Origin of the sequence: Streptomyces sp. ISL-43 (genome assembly GCF_018614195.1) — a bacterium.
Classification (GTDB): domain Bacteria; phylum Actinomycetota; class Actinomycetes; order Streptomycetales; family Streptomycetaceae; genus Streptomyces.
Genome location: NZ_JAGGOT010000039.1, coordinates 67,601 through 83,285, shown reverse-complemented (window position 1 = coordinate 83,285; position 15,685 = coordinate 67,601). Strand labels below are relative to the sequence as shown.

General features: G+C 71.8%; 15 protein-coding genes and 1 pseudogene. 8 read left to right on the top strand and 8 right to left on the bottom strand.

What is annotated here, in order from left to right; translation table 11 throughout:
• The first annotated feature begins 235 nt into the window (after positions 1–235).
• From J7F03_RS23145 to J7F03_RS23130, 4 genes are all read left to right on the top strand, one after another.
• Positions 236–1,573, top strand: coding sequence for an IS4 family transposase (locus tag J7F03_RS23145; RefSeq protein WP_214952422.1), 1,338 nt, complete (start codon positions 236–238; stop codon positions 1,571–1,573).
• 65 nt (positions 1,574–1,638) lie between these two features.
• The gene (locus tag J7F03_RS23140) at positions 1,639–1,971 is read left to right on the top strand and encodes a hypothetical protein (protein WP_214952420.1); all 333 of its coding nucleotides are present in this window, start codon (positions 1,639–1,641) and stop codon (positions 1,969–1,971) included.
• A gap of 14 nt (positions 1,972–1,985) precedes the next feature.
• Positions 1,986–2,210 carry a hypothetical protein gene (locus J7F03_RS23135; protein ID WP_214952419.1) on the top strand — a complete coding sequence of 75 codons (225 nt, stop codon included), beginning with the start codon at positions 1,986–1,988 and terminating at the stop codon, positions 2,208–2,210.
• 193 nt (positions 2,211–2,403) lie between these two features.
• Positions 2,404–2,805 carry a hypothetical protein gene (locus tag J7F03_RS23130; protein ID WP_214952417.1) on the top strand — a complete coding sequence of 134 codons (402 nt, stop codon included), beginning with the start codon at positions 2,404–2,406 and terminating at the stop codon, positions 2,803–2,805.
• A 104-nt stretch (positions 2,806–2,909) separates the two neighbouring features.
• On the opposite strand, the gene J7F03_RS23125 is transcribed toward J7F03_RS23130, so the two are convergent.
• Positions 2,910–4,355 carry an RNB domain-containing ribonuclease gene (locus J7F03_RS23125; RefSeq protein WP_214952415.1) on the bottom strand — a complete coding sequence of 482 codons (1,446 nt, stop codon included), beginning with the start codon at positions 4,353–4,355 and terminating at the stop codon, positions 2,910–2,912.
• Positions 4,356–4,461: 106 nt separating this feature from the next.
• Here J7F03_RS23125 and yaaA point away from each other — a divergent pair, with 106 nt between their 5' ends.
• A complete protein-coding gene (gene yaaA, locus J7F03_RS23120) occupies positions 4,462–5,262 on the top strand; it encodes a peroxide stress protein YaaA (protein WP_214952414.1) in 801 nt (266 codons plus the stop codon).
• A 58-nt stretch (positions 5,263–5,320) separates the two neighbouring features.
• Here yaaA and J7F03_RS23115 read toward each other — a convergent pair whose 3' ends face one another.
• The gene (locus J7F03_RS23115; protein WP_214952412.1) at positions 5,321–6,070 is read right to left on the bottom strand and encodes a bifunctional DNA primase/polymerase; all 750 of its coding nucleotides are present in this window, start codon (positions 6,068–6,070) and stop codon (positions 5,321–5,323) included.
• A gap of 247 nt (positions 6,071–6,317) precedes the next feature.
• Positions 6,318–6,950, bottom strand: coding sequence for a TetR/AcrR family transcriptional regulator (locus J7F03_RS23110; RefSeq protein ID WP_214952410.1), 633 nt, complete (start codon positions 6,948–6,950; stop codon positions 6,318–6,320).
• A gap of 97 nt (positions 6,951–7,047) precedes the next feature.
• On the opposite strand from J7F03_RS23110, the pseudogene ddaH reads away from it, so the two are divergent.
• Positions 7,048–7,884: pseudogene (ddaH, locus tag J7F03_RS23105) on the top strand (dimethylargininase); the annotation flags it as partial.
• 54 nt (positions 7,885–7,938) lie between these two features.
• Here the strand turns inward: ddaH and J7F03_RS23100 are convergent.
• Positions 7,939–8,958: a small ribosomal subunit Rsm22 family protein gene (locus tag J7F03_RS23100; RefSeq protein WP_214952406.1), complete on the bottom strand. Its 1,020-nt coding sequence runs from the start codon at positions 8,956–8,958 to the stop codon at positions 7,939–7,941.
• 95 nt (positions 8,959–9,053) lie between these two features.
• Complete coding sequence (locus J7F03_RS23095; RefSeq protein WP_214952404.1) at positions 9,054–10,352, bottom strand: Bcr/CflA family multidrug efflux MFS transporter; 1,299 nt, start codon at positions 10,350–10,352, stop codon at positions 9,054–9,056.
• A 107-nt stretch (positions 10,353–10,459) separates the two neighbouring features.
• Here J7F03_RS23095 and J7F03_RS23090 point away from each other — a divergent pair, with 107 nt between their 5' ends.
• Positions 10,460–11,230, top strand: a complete 771-nt coding sequence (locus J7F03_RS23090; RefSeq protein WP_214952402.1) for an SDR family oxidoreductase — start codon at positions 10,460–10,462, stop codon at positions 11,228–11,230.
• Between the two features lie 84 nt (positions 11,231–11,314).
• A complete protein-coding gene (locus J7F03_RS23085) occupies positions 11,315–12,175 on the top strand; it encodes a PhzF family phenazine biosynthesis protein (protein WP_214952400.1) in 861 nt (286 codons plus the stop codon).
• Between the two features lie 74 nt (positions 12,176–12,249).
• On the opposite strand, the gene efeU is transcribed toward J7F03_RS23085, so the two are convergent.
• Genes efeU through efeO form a run of 3 tightly spaced genes read right to left on the bottom strand, consistent with a single transcriptional unit; the run spans position 12,250 to position 15,596 of the window.
• Positions 12,250–13,092: an iron uptake transporter permease EfeU gene (gene efeU / locus J7F03_RS23080; RefSeq protein WP_214952398.1), complete on the bottom strand. Its 843-nt coding sequence runs from the start codon at positions 13,090–13,092 to the stop codon at positions 12,250–12,252.
• An 18-nt stretch (positions 13,093–13,110) separates the two neighbouring features.
• Positions 13,111–14,421: an iron uptake transporter deferrochelatase/peroxidase subunit gene (efeB, locus tag J7F03_RS23075; RefSeq protein WP_214952396.1), complete on the bottom strand. Its 1,311-nt coding sequence runs from the start codon at positions 14,419–14,421 to the stop codon at positions 13,111–13,113.
• A 35-nt stretch (positions 14,422–14,456) separates the two neighbouring features.
• The gene (gene efeO / locus J7F03_RS23070) at positions 14,457–15,596 is read right to left on the bottom strand and encodes an iron uptake system protein EfeO (protein WP_214952394.1); all 1,140 of its coding nucleotides are present in this window, start codon (positions 15,594–15,596) and stop codon (positions 14,457–14,459) included.
• Between the last annotated feature and the right edge of the window lie 89 nt (positions 15,597–15,685).

Here is a 15,685-nt window from a genome sequence, read left to right as displayed (position 1 = left end):
CACTCTCGCGTTCCCGAAAGGCATTCCCCATCACTGATCTTGCGTGGGTATCCCCTGCTTTAGCTCAAGGCCATGAAGTTAAGGGCTGATCGGCGTAGTCAAGGGGGTTGGGTGGGGAGTTCGGTGGTCGTCGAGACGTAGGAAGCGGAGCCCCGGTAGAACTGGCAGTCGACCAAGACAGCCGTTCACGTCACCGGAGGCTCCGCTGTCGGACCAGTGTGTCATCAGCCGCGAAATGTCGGTAGCCGCAGGGGTGTTCGCGCCGGGGCATCTGGGTGAGCTGACCCAGATTGTGCCGTTCGAGATGGTCGATGCGGTGCTCGTCGAGTGTGGGTCCGTCCAGGAACGGATACGCAAGCTCCCCGCCCGGGTCGTGGTCTATGTCTTGCTCGCGGCGGGTCTGTTCGAGGAGTGCGGATACCCCGCGGTATGGCGCAAACTGACGGGCGCCTTGTCCTGGGTACCGGTGCCGCGGGTGACCGCCACGGCACTGTGGCAGGCCCGCTGCCGGCTCGGGGTGCGTCCGATGCGGGCCCTGTTCGACCTGTTGCGCGGACCGGCCTCGGCGGTCCGCACGGCCGGGGCCCGGTGGGCGGGGCTGCTGGTCGTCGCGGTCGACGGCACTCATCTGGATGTCGCTGACGACCGGGAGGTCCGTGCGAAGCTGGGTAAAACGTCCAACCAGTACACCGATGCCTCGGGATATCCGCAGGTCCTGCTGGTCGCGTTGGTGGCCTGCGGAACACGGGCGGTGATCGACGCGGTGTTCGGTCCCGGGAAACCAGGCGAGTCGATCCTGGGCCGCCGCCTGGCGCGGTCCATGCACCCCGGAATGCTCGTCCTGCTCGACCGCGGCTTCGCCACCACGGGCTTCCTGAACACGACCGCTTCCAGCGGCGCCCACTTCCTGGCCCGCCTCTCCTCCCACTGGAAGCCTCCGATCCTGGCCCGCTACCCCGACGGCTCCGTCCTCTCCCGCATCGCAGGCATCGAGGTCCGCATCGTGGCCTGCGAGATCACCATCGCCACCAACCAGGGACAGCGCACCGGGATCTACCGGCTGGCCACCACCCTGCTCGATCACCACCGCCACCCGGCGTTCGAGCTGGTCAGGCTCTACCACGAACGGTGGGAAGTGGAATCGGCCTACTTCGAGATCAAAAAGACGATGCTCGGACGCCGCGTCCTCCGCTCCCGCACCTGGCCCGGCATCGCCCAGGAGATCTACGCCCTCCTCAGCACCTACCAGCTGATCAGGACCGCGATCTCGGACGCAGCCCACACCGCCGGCACCGACCCGGACCGGTGCAGCTTCACCACCGCCCTGAACACGGCCCGCGACCAGGTCACCCAGGCCGCGAACGTGATCGCCGACACCGTCATCGACCTGATCGGCGCCATCGGCCGCGCCGTCCTGGACCAACCCATGCCAGCCCGACGCGTCCGCCTCAGCCCCCGCGCAGTCAAACGCCCCATGTCCCGCTACGCGCACAAAAGTCTCCGCGTCGACCGCCACACCTACAAAGCCACCATCAACATCAACATCCTGTTGACAGAACCGATCAGCCCTTAACTTCACGGCCTTGTTCTTTAGGAGGGGGAGGAGTCACGAAGCTCTCCCTCCGCAAGAAGCTGTCCGTGACCCTCGGCGCCCTGGCCATCGCCGGAGCCGGCCTGGTCGTCGCCCCGGCGGCGCAGGCCGACGGGCTGGGCTGCGGTGACAACGCCGTCTGCTTCTACAAGGGCTACTCCACCTGGACCGGCGCGTTCCACGACGTCACCTCCGGCTACCAGACGCTCGTCGGCAGCAAGGGCGCCGACAAGGCGTGGAGCAACCGCGGCAGCGGCGGCACGCTCCTGCACTTCACCAACGGCAAGACCATCTGCCTGAAGGCGGGCCAGCTGCGCGAGGACCTGAAGAGCATCGGGACCGTCGACAAGGTACGCCTGACCAACTCCGCCGGCTGCTGAGCGGGGAAGGCGACATGAGAGACGTCCGGCGCGGCCCGCGGGCCCTCGCGGCCGCCGCGCTCCTGGCGGGGGCCGTCTCGGCCCTCGCCGGCCCGGCGGCGGCCGCGCCCGCCGCGGCCCCGCCCGCCGACTGCGGATACCCGTACGTCTGCCTCTACATCGGCGAGAGCGAAGCGGGCCGCTTCAAGGACGTCACCTCCGGCTGGCAGACCCTCACCCGCAGCCGCGGGGCCGAGTAGGCCGACAACCACCGCAACGACGACGGGGCCCTCCTGCACTTCACCGACGGGCACACGTACTGCCTGAAGCCCGGCGGTCACGCCCTCCTCGGGCCCATGGGCACCGTCGACAAGCTCCGCATCACCGACTCGCCGGCCTGCCGGGTCTGACCCTCCCCTCCCACTGGTTCACACAGGAAGAAGCCTCACGATCATGCGGATCCTCCACGGCACCAAGAGCAAGGTCCTCGTCACCGGTGCGGCCCTGGCCGGCGCGCTCGCCCTCGCCTCCGGACCGGCGTACGCGTCCTCCACGAACGTCTCCGGCCAGGTCGGCGGAAGCTACACCTACTACGGCACCGGGCGCACGATCACGTCCAACGGTTCCAACGTGTACATCCAGATCAACAACCCCGGCGGGGCCATGGTGGTCAAGTGGTACAAGTGCGACAACCGCTCCGTGCACGGCGCGGACGTGGAGGTGGGGGACGGCCGCCGCCACCTGATCGGCTCCAACTTCAAGGCGGGGACGGTCTTCTGCCTGGCGGCCGCCGCCGACGTCAGCGAGATCAAGCTCAACTGGAGCGGCACCCTCAACTGGAACGTCTACTCCTGACCCCTCGCGCTGGGTCCACTGACCCGAGGCCCGCGCGTAGCCGGAGGGGTGTCACCTCGCCGGGTGACACCCCTCTTCCGCGCGGCCTATCCGAGGAAAACGGCCTAGACCGGGGCGAAGAGCACCTTCGACGTCCCCGGGTCCGCCTCCGTCAGCCGGACCGTGATCCGGTCGCCCAGCGGCAGGCTCCCGCCGGGCGCGGCCTCGACGCGGCCCACCACCGCCGGGTCCGCCAGGTGGACCGTGCCGACCAGCGGCTCCAGCTCCTTGACGTCGATGACCGTCGCCTCGAAGGTCTCCCCGACGTGGTCCTTGAGCAGCGCCGCCTCCACCAGGTCCACGGCCTCCCGCTCTGCCGAGTTGGCCAGCCGGCTGCCGTCCGCCATCTCCTTCGGCAGCCCGGCCAGGGCGTCCAGCGCCCACTGCGGGGGCTCGGCCCCCGCGGTCGCCGCCACGCACAGCTCGCCCGTGTACCGGTCGACGAGCCGGCGCAGCGGGGCGGTGCAGTGCGCGTACGGGGCCGCGACCGCCGCGTGCAGCAGCGGATCCGGAATCGCGCCGCCGGTGAAGACCGTGTAGCCGGCGCCCCGCAGCAGGGACGTGCACTCCTGCAGGAAGGCCGCGTGGGCGGGGCGGTGCGGATCGAGGGAGCGCACGAGCTCCGCGTACGGGACGTGGTGCGGCCACTCGATGCGCAGGGCCTTCGCCGCCCGGCGCAGCCGCCCGACCGCCCCGTCCGGGGCGCTGGGCAGAGTGCGCAGGATGCCGGTCCCGGCGGCGAGCATCAGCTCGGCGGCGGCCATGCCGGTCATGAGGGAGATCTGCGCGTTCCAGCCGTCGGCCGGCAGCGGGGCCCGGTAGGCCAGGCTGTACGAGCCCTCGTACGCGACGATCTCCTGCTCGGGCACGTTCAGCGAGATCCCGCCGCGCTCCACCTCCAGCGCCTCGCGCAGCCGGCCGATGTCCCCCAGGAGGGCCAGCGGCTCCTCGGCGGTGCCGGTGTCGATGGCCTTCTGGACGCCCTCGTAGTCGAGCTTGGCCCGGCTGCGCACGAGCGCGCGGCGGACGTTGGTGTGCTCCACCCGCCCCTCCGCGTCCAGGTCGAGCCGCCACAGCAGGGCCGGACAGGTCTGGTCGGGCAGCAGGCTGGCCGCGCCCTCCGAGAGCACGGCCGGGTGCAGCGGGACCTTCTCGTCCGGGAAGTAGAGGGTGGTGACCCTGCGGTGGGCCTCGGCGTCCAGCGCGCCGCCGGGGGTGACGTAGGCGGCGACGTCGGCGATGGCGTAGTGCACGCGGTAGCCGCCGGAGGAACGCTTCGCCAGGTGCATGGCCTGGTCCAGGTCGCGCGAGGTGGGCGGATCGATGGTGAAGAGGGGAATGCCCGTGGCGTCGAAGTCCGGCAGGAGCGGACGCGTGACCGCCCGCTCGGCCTCGGCGAGTACGGGTGCCGGGAACTCCCGGGGCACCTCCAGCTTCGTCCGCAGTTCACGCAGAGCGGCCCGCAGAGCAGCCCCGTCTGCGCCGGTCATGATCATGTGACGGCGTGGCATGAGCCGAGCCTATGGCCGGTGGGCCCGGGCGGCACGGCGAGCCGTCTACCCTGGGCTGGGGCCGCACCCCCGCCGCTGTGCCATGCCCGTCCGAAGGAGAACCACCGTGCTCGTGCTGCTGCCGCCGTCCGAAGGAAAGGCCGCCGGCGGCTCCGGCGCACCGCTGAAGCCGGAGTCGCTGTCGCTGCCGGGGCTGGGCCCGGCGCGGGCGGCGGTGCTGGAGGAGCTCGTCGAACTGTGCGTGGGCGACGAGCTGAAGGCGCGGGAAGTCCTGGGCCTGAGCGAGGGCCTGCGCGGTGAGGTCGCCAAGAACGCGGAGCTGCTGTCGGCGGTCGCCCGCCCGGCGGGGGAGATCTACACGGGTGTCCTCTACGACGCCCTGGGCCTGTCGACCCTGCCCCCGGCGGCGGTGTCCCTCGCCGCCGAATCCCTGCTGGTCTTCTCCGGCCTGTGGGGAGCGGTCCGGGTCACCGACCGCATCCCCTCCTACCGGTGCTCGATGGGCGTGAAGCTGCCGGGGCTGGGGGCGCTGGGCGCGTTCTGGCGCGAACCGATGGCGCAGGTCATGCCGGAGGCGGCGGGGGAGGGCCTGGTCCTGGACCTGCGTTCCTCGGCGTACGCCTCCGCGTGGAAGCCGAAGGGCGAGGTCGCGGGCCGTACGGCCACGGTGCGGGTGCTGCATTCGCAGATGGTGGACGGCGTGGAGAAGCGGTCGGTGGTGAGCCACTTCAACAAGGCCACCAAGGGCCGCCTGGTCCGCGACCTCCTGGTATCGGGCGCGATCCCCGCCTCCCCGTCGGACCTGGTCACGGCCCTGCGCGACCTGGGGTTCACAGTGGAGGCCGAAGCCCCGGCGAAGCCGGGCAAGGCATGGTCCCTCGACGTGGTCGTGACCCAGATCCACTGAGCGGCCGCGCCTCGAACGCTGCCTTGCGGGGCTGGAACATCCAGCCCCGCGGGCGGGCCTAGCGGCCCAGGGGCCAGGCGACCGTGGCCGGGGTGTGCTCCGAGGCGCCCGCGTACGTCGCGCACGCGTCCGTCAGGGTCTCCAACAGCGTGAGCGGGTCGGGGAGCCCGTGCTCCATCCCCCGCAGCCAGGTCACCGCGAGGTCACCCGGCAGGGCGGCCGGCGGGACGAGGACGTAGCTGCCACGGCAGTGCCATCGCAGGCCGGGGTGTTCGTCCATCGTCTCGGGGTGACAGTCCAGTTCGCAGGGCCACCACTCGTCCTCGTCCTCGGGCGTCCCGCGGGTCGCCGTGAAGAAGAGCATCCGGGCCTGGTCGCCCGTGCCGCCCGACTCCGCGACCGGCCCGACCTCGATCCCGGCGGCCAGCAGGCGTTCCAGGGCGCTGCGGCCGGCCTCGAGCGGGACGTCCAGTACGTCGTGGACCATGCCCGTCGCGGTGATGAAGTTGGCCGCGGGCTGGTTGCGCGCCCAGCGCTCGATCTGCGCGCGGTCGGTGGTCGACTGGGTCTGCCAAGCGAAGGAGAGGGGGTGTCGTGCGGGCGTCGGACAGCCGATCCGGTCGCACGAACACCGGTAGCCCGCGGGGTGCGCGGCGGGGGAGAGCGGCAGACCGGCCGCGGCGACGGCCAGCAGCAGGGCCTCGCGTTCTCGTCCGGGGTCCTGGGCGTCGGGTTTCGGCTTGCGGCGCAGCCACTGGGAAATCCTGCTCTGCTCGCCGCGTTTGACGCGGCCCGACTCAGACCCCATCTATCCCCTATCCTCACCGTTGCCCCGGCAGACCCTCACATGGTCCCACCATCCTGGGCGCCGGGTGACCGCGCCCCCAGGCCGGGGCCCCCACAAAACCACAGAATTCGGCCATTTGTTCTCGGCCATCAAACCGGCCATGACTTTTCCCACCCCGGTCCCACCGCGGTCCCACCCGGTCCCGGCCCTGCTCCCGCCCTGCTCCCGCCCTGGTCCGGGCCGTGCTCACGCCCCGGCGCGGGCCCGCTCAGGCCCCCGCGCCGACCCCGCCCAGTACCGAGTCCACCAGCGCGTCCGTATATGCGTGCGTGAGCGGCGCCGTGCGCAGCAGCCACCGGTACGTCAGCGGCCCGAGCAGCATCTCCACGACCAGCCGCAGGTCCGTGTCCGGTGCGAGCTGCCCGGCCTCGCGGGCCGCCCGCAACCGCTCCTCGTACAGCGCGAGCTGGGGCTCCAGCAGTTTTTCGTTGAAACGGGCGCCCAGTTCCGGGTCGGTGGCGCCGGCCGCGGTCAGGGCGCGCGCGGGGGCCGCGTACCTCTCGTCGGCGAACTCGTCCGCCGTCGCCCGCAGTACGGACTTCAGGTCGGCGGCCAGGTCCCCGGTGTCGGGGAAGCCGGTCCAGCCGGATCCGGACCCGGCGTCACCGGCAAGCGCCAGCGCGGCGTCCAGCAGTACCGCCGCCTTCGAGGGCCACCAGCGGTAGATGGTCTGCTTGCCGACCCCCGCGCGGGCGGCGATGGCCTCGATGGTCAGCTTGTTGTAGCCGACCTCCCCGACCAGGGCGAGCGCGGCGTCGAGGATGGCCCGCCGGGAGCGGTCGCTGCGGCGCGCCGCGTCGGGAGGCCGGGGGGAGGTACTGGGCTGCGGACTGGCGCTCATTTCGGCAATTTATCAACCCGGCACCCCGCGTCTTTCAGCCGTTCCGGAAACCACCCGATCAGTCCACTGCGCCGTCTCCCTTGAGGAGAGACGATTCTCTCCTCATCACCGTGAGGAGCCCTCGTTGCGTAGAGACGCCACACCCCGGCGCTACCTGATGTGCCCGCCCACGCACTTCAAGGTCACGTACTCCATCAACCCGTGGATGGACCCCGCGAAACCCGTGGACCTGCCGCTGGCCCAGGCCCAGTGGGAGGACCTGCGGGACCGCTACCTGGCCCTCGGCCACACCGTCGAGACCCTCGTCCCCGACCGCGCGCTGCCCGACATGGTCTTCGCGGCGAACGGCGCCCTCGTCGTGGACGGCCGGGTGCTGGGCGCGCGGTTCGCCTATCCGGAGCGGGCCGCGGAGGCCGAAATCCATCTGGACTGGTTCCGGAACAACGGTTTCCGGGACGTCCACGATCCGTCCCACATCAACGAGGGCGAAGGCGACTTCGCCGTCACCGCCACCTACATCCTGGCCGGCCGGGGCTTCCGCTCCAGCCCGCTCTCGCACGACGAGGCGCAGGAGTTCTTCGGCCGGCCGGTCATCGGCCTGGACCTGGTCGACCCGCGCTTCTACCACCTGGACACGGCGCTGTGCGTGCTCGACGGCGACGAGATCATGTACTACCCGCCCGCCTTCTCCGAGGGCAGCCGGGCGGTACTGCGCCGGCTCTTTCCGGACGCGCTGATCGCGGAGTCCCAGGACGCGGAGGCCCTCGGGCTCAACGCCGTGTCGGACGGCCGGCACGTCCTGCTCCCGCAGGCAGCCACCGGACTCCTCGAACCCCTGCGGGCGCGGGGGTTCGAACCGGTCCCGATGGATCTGGGAGAGCTGCTCAAGGGCGGCGGCAGCGTGAAGTGCTGCACCCAGGAGCTGCGGCCCTAGCCCGCCCTAGCCCGACAGGGCCCGGGCCCTGTCGGCCCCGGAGGCGGACCTGCCTCAGGCCCCCTGGGAAGGCGGCCACTCCTGGCCCCAGTCGGCGTCCCGCGCCGCCTTGTAGAGGTCACCGTGGCGCTTGGTCACGTTGACCCGGGTCAGGCCCTCGCCTTCCGGGCCGCACAGCTCCAGCAGGACCAGCCCCTTCCGGATCTGCGGCCTGCGCGTGATCCGGGAGGCGGCCGGCTCCACCGGGAAGCGGGTCGCGGCCACGTAGCTGAACTTCTCGTCCTCGTACGAGAGGGAGCCGCCCTTGACCTGCCGGTGCAGGGACGAGCGGCTGACCCGCGTCGAGAAGTGGCACCAGTCCTGCCCGACCTCGATCGGGCAGGTCCCGTCGTGCGGGCACGGCGCCGCGACCCGCAGGCCGGCCTCGATCAGCTGCTCGCGGGCCTCGCGGATGCGCAGGTAGCCCTCCGGCGTGCCCGGCTCGATCAGCACCACGGCCCGGCCGGCCCGCGCCGCCTCGGCGACGACCGCCCGGCGGGCCTCCGGGGTCAGCTCGCCCAGCACGTACGACACCGTCACGAGGTCCGCGTCGGGGATCGTCATCCCGCCGCCGATGACCGCCCGGCGCCACTCGGCGGCCCGCAGCGTCGGCGAGGCGGAGGCCGCCGCCAGCTCCTTGCCGAGGACCAGGGCCGGGTCGGCCCAGTCCAGCACCGTGGTACCGCGCGGCCCGACCCAGGTGGCGTCCACCGCCCAGATCGCGGCTCCGGTCCCGCCGCCGACGTCCACGTGCGAGGCGGGGGACCACTGCGGCGCCGCCTCGGCGAGGCCGTCCAGGGCGGCCCGTACGGCCTCGAAGGTGGCGGGCATCCGGTAGGCCGCGTACGCCGCCACGTCCGAGCGGTCCCGCAGCACGGGGGCGTTGGTCGGGGTCTGCCCGCGGTAGTTGGCGATCAGCCGTTCCACCGCGGCCGTGGCCTGCTTCTGCGGGAGCCCTTCGAGCAGCCGGCCGAGGGCGGCGCGCAGGGTCTCGGCGGTGGTGGGGACGGAGGCGGGGACCGGGGAGGCGTTCACCCACGAAGTTTACGGCGCCCCGCGCGCCCGCCCGCCGCTCCGGCCGCCGCTCCGCCCGGCGCTCTCGCCGGCCCGAGCTGTCCGCCCGCCCCGCCTTACGCCGCCTGCGCCTCGGGTTGGCGCCAGGGCCGGCACAGGCCCACGAAGCAGCCGACCGCCAGCAGCGAGCACGTCAGCTGGACCAGCGCCATCGGCACCGCCGTGTCCTCGCCGGCGATACCGACCAGCGGCGAGGCGACCGCCCCGACCAGGAAGGAGGAGGTGCCCAGCAGCGCGGAGGCCGAGCCGGCCGCGTGCGGGGCGCGCATCAGGGCCTGCGCGTTGGTGTTGGGCAGCACCAGGCCCATGGCGGACATCAGGACGAAGAGCCCCGCGCAGACCGGCAGGAGCCCGACCTCGCCGAACACCCCGGCCGACATGAGGAGCAGGGCCACCGAGGCGGCCGTGATGACCGCGAGCCCGACCGCCAGGACCTTGTCCATGCTGACCCGGCCGACCAGCAGCTTGCCGTTGACCTGGCCGACCGCGATCAGGCCGACGGAGTTGACGCCGAACAACAGGCTGAAGGTCTGGGGCGAAGCTCCGTAGATCTCCTGCACCACGAAGGGCGAGGCCGATATGTAGGAGAAGAGCACCGCGAAGGAGAAGCCGCCGGCCAGGGTGTAGCCGGTGAAGACGCGGTCGGCGAAGAGCCCGCGCATGGTCGACAGGGCGGCGCCGACCCCGCCGGTCTGGCGGCGCTCGGGCGGCAGTGTCTCTTCGAGCTTGCGCCAGACCATGAGGGTCAGGACGGCGCCGACGACGGTGAGGACGACGAAGACGCCGCGCCAGTCGGCGAAGCGCAGCACCTGGCCGCCGATGAGCGGGGCGATGACCGGGGCCACACCGGATATGAGCATCAGGGTGGAGAAGAACCGGGCCATCTCGACCCCGTCGTACAGGTCCCGTACGACGGCTCGCGCGATGACGATCGCGGCCGCGCCGGCCAGGCCCTGGAGCAGGCGGAAGCCGATCAGCAGCTCGGCGGTCGGGGCGAAGGCGCAGGTGGCGGTGGCCAGGACGTAGACGACCATGCCGATGAGCAGCGGTGTGCGCCGGCCCCACTTGTCGCTCATCGGGCCGATGACCAGCTGGCCGAGCGCCATGCCGGCGAGGCAGGCGGTGAGGGTGAGCTGGATGGTGGCGGCGGGGCTGTGCAGTGCGGTGGTCACCGCCGGCAGGGCCGGCAGGTACATGTCCATGGACAGCGGGGGGAGGGCGGTGAGCCCGCCGAGGATGAAGGTGACGAGCAGCCCGGTCCTGCGGGCGGCCGTCAGGGGGGCGGAGCTGGTGGGGGAGGGGTTCGTGGGCGACGAGTCCTTTGAGGGCGCTGTCGCGGGGCCGCTCTCCGGCATACGGAACTCCAGTCTTATCGTCTTCTCTTCGCACCCCTGCCGCCCCATGTTCTCAGCAATCGGAACGTCCCGGGGCAGATACCACATGTGACGTAGCCTGCGGCCCCATGAACGCACGTGTGAAGAAGATCGCCGTAGTGACCGGTGCCGGCTCCGGTATCGGCCGCTCCGTGGCCCTCACCCTCGCCGCTGCCGGATGGTCGGTGGCCGTGGCCGGACGCCGCGTCGAACCGCTGGAGGACACCGCGCGGGCGGCCCGGGCCGCGGGAAGCGACGCCGACGTGCTGTGCGTGCGCGCCGACGTGAGCGATCCGGACGACGTGGCCGCGCTGTTCGCAGCCGTGCGCGAGCACTACGGGCGGCTCGACCTGCTCTTCAACAACGCGGGCACCTTCGGCCCGGCAGGCGTCCCGCTGGAGGACATCACCTACGAGGCCTGGCGCTCGGTGGTCGACGTCAACCTCACCGGGGCGTTCCTCTGTGCGCAGGCGGCCTTCCGGGTGATGAAGGCCCAGGACCCGCAGGGCGGCCGCATCATCAACAACGGATCGATCTCGGCGCACGTGCCGCGGCCGAACTCGATCGCCTACACCGCGACCAAGCACGCCATGACCGGCCTGACGAAGTCGCTGTCGCTGGACGGGCGTCCGTACCGCATCGCGTGCGGCCAGATCGACATCGGCAACGCGGCCACCGAGATGACCGAGCGGATGCAGACCGGGATCCTGCAGGCCAACGGACAGCTCGCGGTGGAGCCCGTGATGGACGCCGCCGACGTGGCGCGCACCGTGCTGCACATGGCGGAACTGCCGCTGGGGGCGAACGTCCAGTTCGCGACGGTGATGGCGAGCGCGATGCCGTACATCGGCCGCGGCTGACCCCGCCCGACCCCGCTCGATCCCGCTCGATCCCGCTCGATCCCGTCCGGGAATGCCGGACCGGGGGCGGAGGTTGGGACGATCATGACTGACGTGCTGCGTTACACCGCCTTCTCCGACGACCCGGCCGGCGGCAACCCCGCCGGTGTCGTGCTCGATGCCGCCGGCCTCGACGAAGCCGCCATGCTGGAGATCGCCGCCGGACTGGGCTACAGCGAGACGGCCTTCCTCACCGCCCCGCCCGAGGGCCTGGGCGGCGCCGAAGGCCGGGCCTTCACCGTGCGCTACTTCAGCCCGAAGGCGGAGGTCCCCTTCTGCGGGCACGCCACCGTGGCCACCGCCGTGGCGCTGGGCGAGCGGATCGGCCCGGGCGAGCTGCTCTTCGCGACCAAAGCGGGCACGGTGCCGGTGTCGGTGACCGATGGCGGGACGGGCGGCCTGCGGGCCGTCCTGACCAGTGTCGAGCCGCACACCGAGGACGTGGACCCGGCCGACCTCGCCGAGGCACTGGCCGCGCTCGACTGGCGGGCCGCCGACCTGGACCCGCGGTTCCCGGCGCGGATCGCCTACGCCGGAGCCCGCCACCTGGTGCTCGGCGCCGCCACCCGGGCCCGGCTCGCGGACCTCGCGTACGACTTCGACCGGCTGGAGGCGCTGATGCGGCGCCTCGACCTGACCACCGTGCAGCTCGTCCACCGGGCGGGCCCGGCACAGTTCCACGTACGGGACCCCTTCCCCGTCGGCGGCGTCTTCGAGGACCCGGCGACCGGCGCCGCCGCGGCCGCCTTCGGGGCGTACGCGCGCGAGGTCGGCCTGGTCCCGGCCGACGCCGTCCTCACCCTCCACCAGGGCGAGGATATGGGCCGCCCCGGCCTGCTGACCGTGGAGCTGCGCTCGGACGACCCCCGGGTCCGGGTGGGCGGCGCGGGCACGCGGATCCCGTAACGATTGCCCGGGGTACGACGAAGGCCGCGCGGACGGTGTCCTCGCGGCCTTCACCTGTACGTCCGGGTCCCGCGTCAGGAGTTGCTCGGCTCCCGCTTCGGCTCCGCCAGGGTCCGCTTGGCCAGCGACGGGGCCAGGAACAGCGCGAGCACCGGAATCAGGTACAGCGCCCACACCACGACCTGGAGCACGGTCGGGTCCGGCTGGAAGTTGAAGGTGCCCTTCAGCAGGGTCCCGTACCAGCTGTCCGGCGGGATCGTCTCGCTGATGTCGAAGGCCTTGTTGCCCAGGCCCGGCAGGAAGTCCGCCTCCTGCAGGTCGTGCACGCCGTAGGCGAGCACGCCCGCGGCGACCACGACGAGCATGGCGCCGGTCCACGTGAAGAACTTCGACAGGTTGATCTTCAGCGCGCCCCGGTAGAACAGCCAGCCCAGCAGGATCGACGACCCGATGCCGAGCAGCACGCCGATCAGCGGGCCCGCGCCGTCACCGGCCGCGTGCACCGAACGCCACACGAACAGCGAGGTCTCCAGGCCCTCCCGGCCGACGGCCAGGAACGCCGTCGCCACCAGGGCGCCGGTGCCCATCGCGAGCGCCGCGTCGAGCTTGCCCTGGAGCTCGGCCTTCAGGTGCCGCGCGGTGCGCTTCATCCAGAAGACCATCCAGGTGACCAGACAGACCGCGACGATCGACAGGGAGCCGCCGATGGCCTCCTGCGCCTTGAAGGTCAGTTCCTGGGTGCCGAATTCGAGACCCGCGCCGAAGGCGAGCGACAGGGCGGCGGCCAGGCCGACGCCCAGCCACAGCGGCGCCAGCCTGTCCTTGTTGCCGGTCTTCACCAGGTACGCGACGAGGATGCAGACGACGAGGCTGGCTTCCAGCCCCTCGCGCAGCCCGATCAGGTAGTTGCTGAACACTTGGGTTCTCTCCGTCCCTTACGCGAACAGCGTCCGGCCCCACCAGTCGTCCTTGTCGCGGACGCCCGGCGGGACGGCGAAGACGGCCGAACCCACGTGCTGGATGTATTCGTTGAGGACGTCGGACTTCGCCAGCTTGCGCTGGATCGGCACGAAGCCCTTGCGCACGTCGCGCTGGTAGGCGAGGAAGAACAGGCCCGCGTCGAGCCGGCCCAGTCCGTCCGTGCCGTCGGTGAAGGAGTAGCCGCGGCGCAGGATCGTCGCGCCGTCGTTGCTGTCCGGGTGGGCGAGGCGGACGTGCGCCTCCGGCTTCATCGCCTTCAGGAACGGCTCGTCGCGCTCCTTGGACTTGCCTACGGGAGCACCCTCGCCCTTGTCGCGGCCGAAGATGTCCTCCTGCTCCCCGAGCGGGGTGCGGTCCCAGGTCTCGATGTTCATCCGGATCCGGCGGGCCACCAGGTACGAGCCGCCGGTCAGCCAGTCGCTGCCGTCGCCCGCGCCGACCCACACGTGCTTCTCCAGGGCGGCGGTGTCGGTGCCCGAGATGTTCCGGGTGCCGTCCTTGAAGCCCATCATGTTGCGCGGCGTCTGCGCGTCGGGCGTGGTCGAGGAGGTCTTGCCGAAGCCCAGCTGCGACCAGCGCACCGCCGTCTTGCCGAAGCCGATGCGGGCGAGCTGGCGGATGGCGTGCACCGCGACCTGCGGGTCGTCGGCGCAGGCCTGGACGCACAGGTCGCCGCCCGAGCGGGCAGGGTCGAGGTTGTCGCCGGGGAAGAGCTCCAGGTCCACCAGGGCGTCGGGGCGCTTGCCCTCCAGCCCGAAGCGGCCCTTGGCGAACAGCCCGGGACCGAAACCGATGGTCAGGGTGAGGCGGGAGGCCTTCAGGCCCAGCGCCTCGCCCGTGTCGTCCGGCGGGGCCTCCGGGAGGCCGCCGAAGCCGCCCTCGCCGACCGGCAGGCCGGCCGTCATCAGCCGGGCCGCCTCGGTCCACTCCTTGAGGAGCGCGATCAGCTCGGCGCGGTCCTTCGTCTTCACGTCGAAAGCCGCGAAGTGCAGGCGGTCCTGGACGGCGCTGGCGATACCGGCCTGGTACTCGCCGTGGAACGGCACGGCCGCCCCGGCGGAGGCCGCCGAGACCATGTCCGGTCCCGAGGTGAGGGCCATGGCGGTGCCGCCGGCCGCGGCGGCGCCGAGCGCGAGGCCCGCGCCGCCCCAGCCGAGGACGGCACGGCGCGAGGGCGCGCCCTTGGCCTGCTCCTGCGGGGAGTCCGGCGCCGGGCCCGGCTCCCGGCCCTGCCCGGGTTCCTGTGCGGACACTGACTCGCTCATTCCAAGATCTCCCGCCTGCTCTGCCGTTACCGGAACTACTTGGCGACCGCGGCGGCCAGCTTCGAGAGCGGCTCCGCCAGCGCGTTGACGCCGTCGGAGAGCTCCTTGCGCTCGGCCTCGCCGACCTTGTCGTACGAGGTGTACTCGTACGCGGCCTTGTTCGGGCGGTACTTCTCCAGCAGGTTGTTCAGCGCCGCGAACTGCTTGTCCAGCTCGGCGGAGAGCGCGGGGTCGTTCTTCACGGCGACCGGCTTGAGCAGCTCGTACGCCTTCTCGGCACCCTCGACGTTGGCCTTGAAGTCGACCAGGTCGGTGTGGCTGTAGCGCTCTTCCTCGCCCGTCACCTTGCCGGTGGCGACCTCGTCGAGGAGCTCCTTGGCGCCGTTCGCGATCGAGGTGGGGGTGATCTCCGCCTGGCCGACCTTCTTCTGCCAGTCGGTGAGGTCGGCGATCAGGGTCTCGGCGAGCTTCTTGTCCGCGTCGTCGATCTTGTTGTCGGCGAAGAGGGACTTCTCCAGCTTGTGCCAGCCGGTCCACTCCTGGCCGGGCTCCAGGCCGTCCTCGCGGACGTCGACCTTCGGGTCGATGTCGCCGAAGGACTCGGCGACCGGCTCGGTGCGCTCCCAGCCTACGCGCGAGGGGGCGTACGCCTTCTTCGCGGCCTCGACGTCGCCGGCCTTGACCGCGTCCGCGAAGGCCTGGGCCTTGGGGAGGGTCTCGTCGGCCTGCTCCTGCACGTACTTGCGGTACGCGGCGACCGCGGCGTCGGCCTCGGGGCTGCGCTTCTCCGCGGTGCCCGTGCCGGTGGCCTTGACCTGCTGGCGGATGCCGTCGCCCTTCATGCCGGGCTTGCAGGCGATCTCGTAGTCGCCCGCCTTGAGCTCGGCGGTGATGGTGGCCTTGGTGCCGGGGCCGATGTTCTCGCGCTCGGTGACGATGCGGTCGTCGGGGAAGAGGACGTAGAGCTCGGTGACCTTGGAGCCCTTGTTCTCGACCTCGATCTGCACCTTGCCCGCGGGAAACTCCTTCGTGGAGACCTCGCAGGCGCTGTCGGAGGCCTTCACGCGGATCGTGCCGTCGCCGGACGCGTCGCTCTTCTCGGAGCAGCCGGTGACCGCGGTGAGGGCGGCCACGACGGCGGCCGCGGTGACGACGGTGAGGCGGGCGGGACGCATAGGGGGCTCCTGGCAGTCTGGCGTTCGGCAGACGACCGCCCCGATCAGGTGGGTACGGCCGGTGAGGCGGACCTAACTTAACCGAGGCT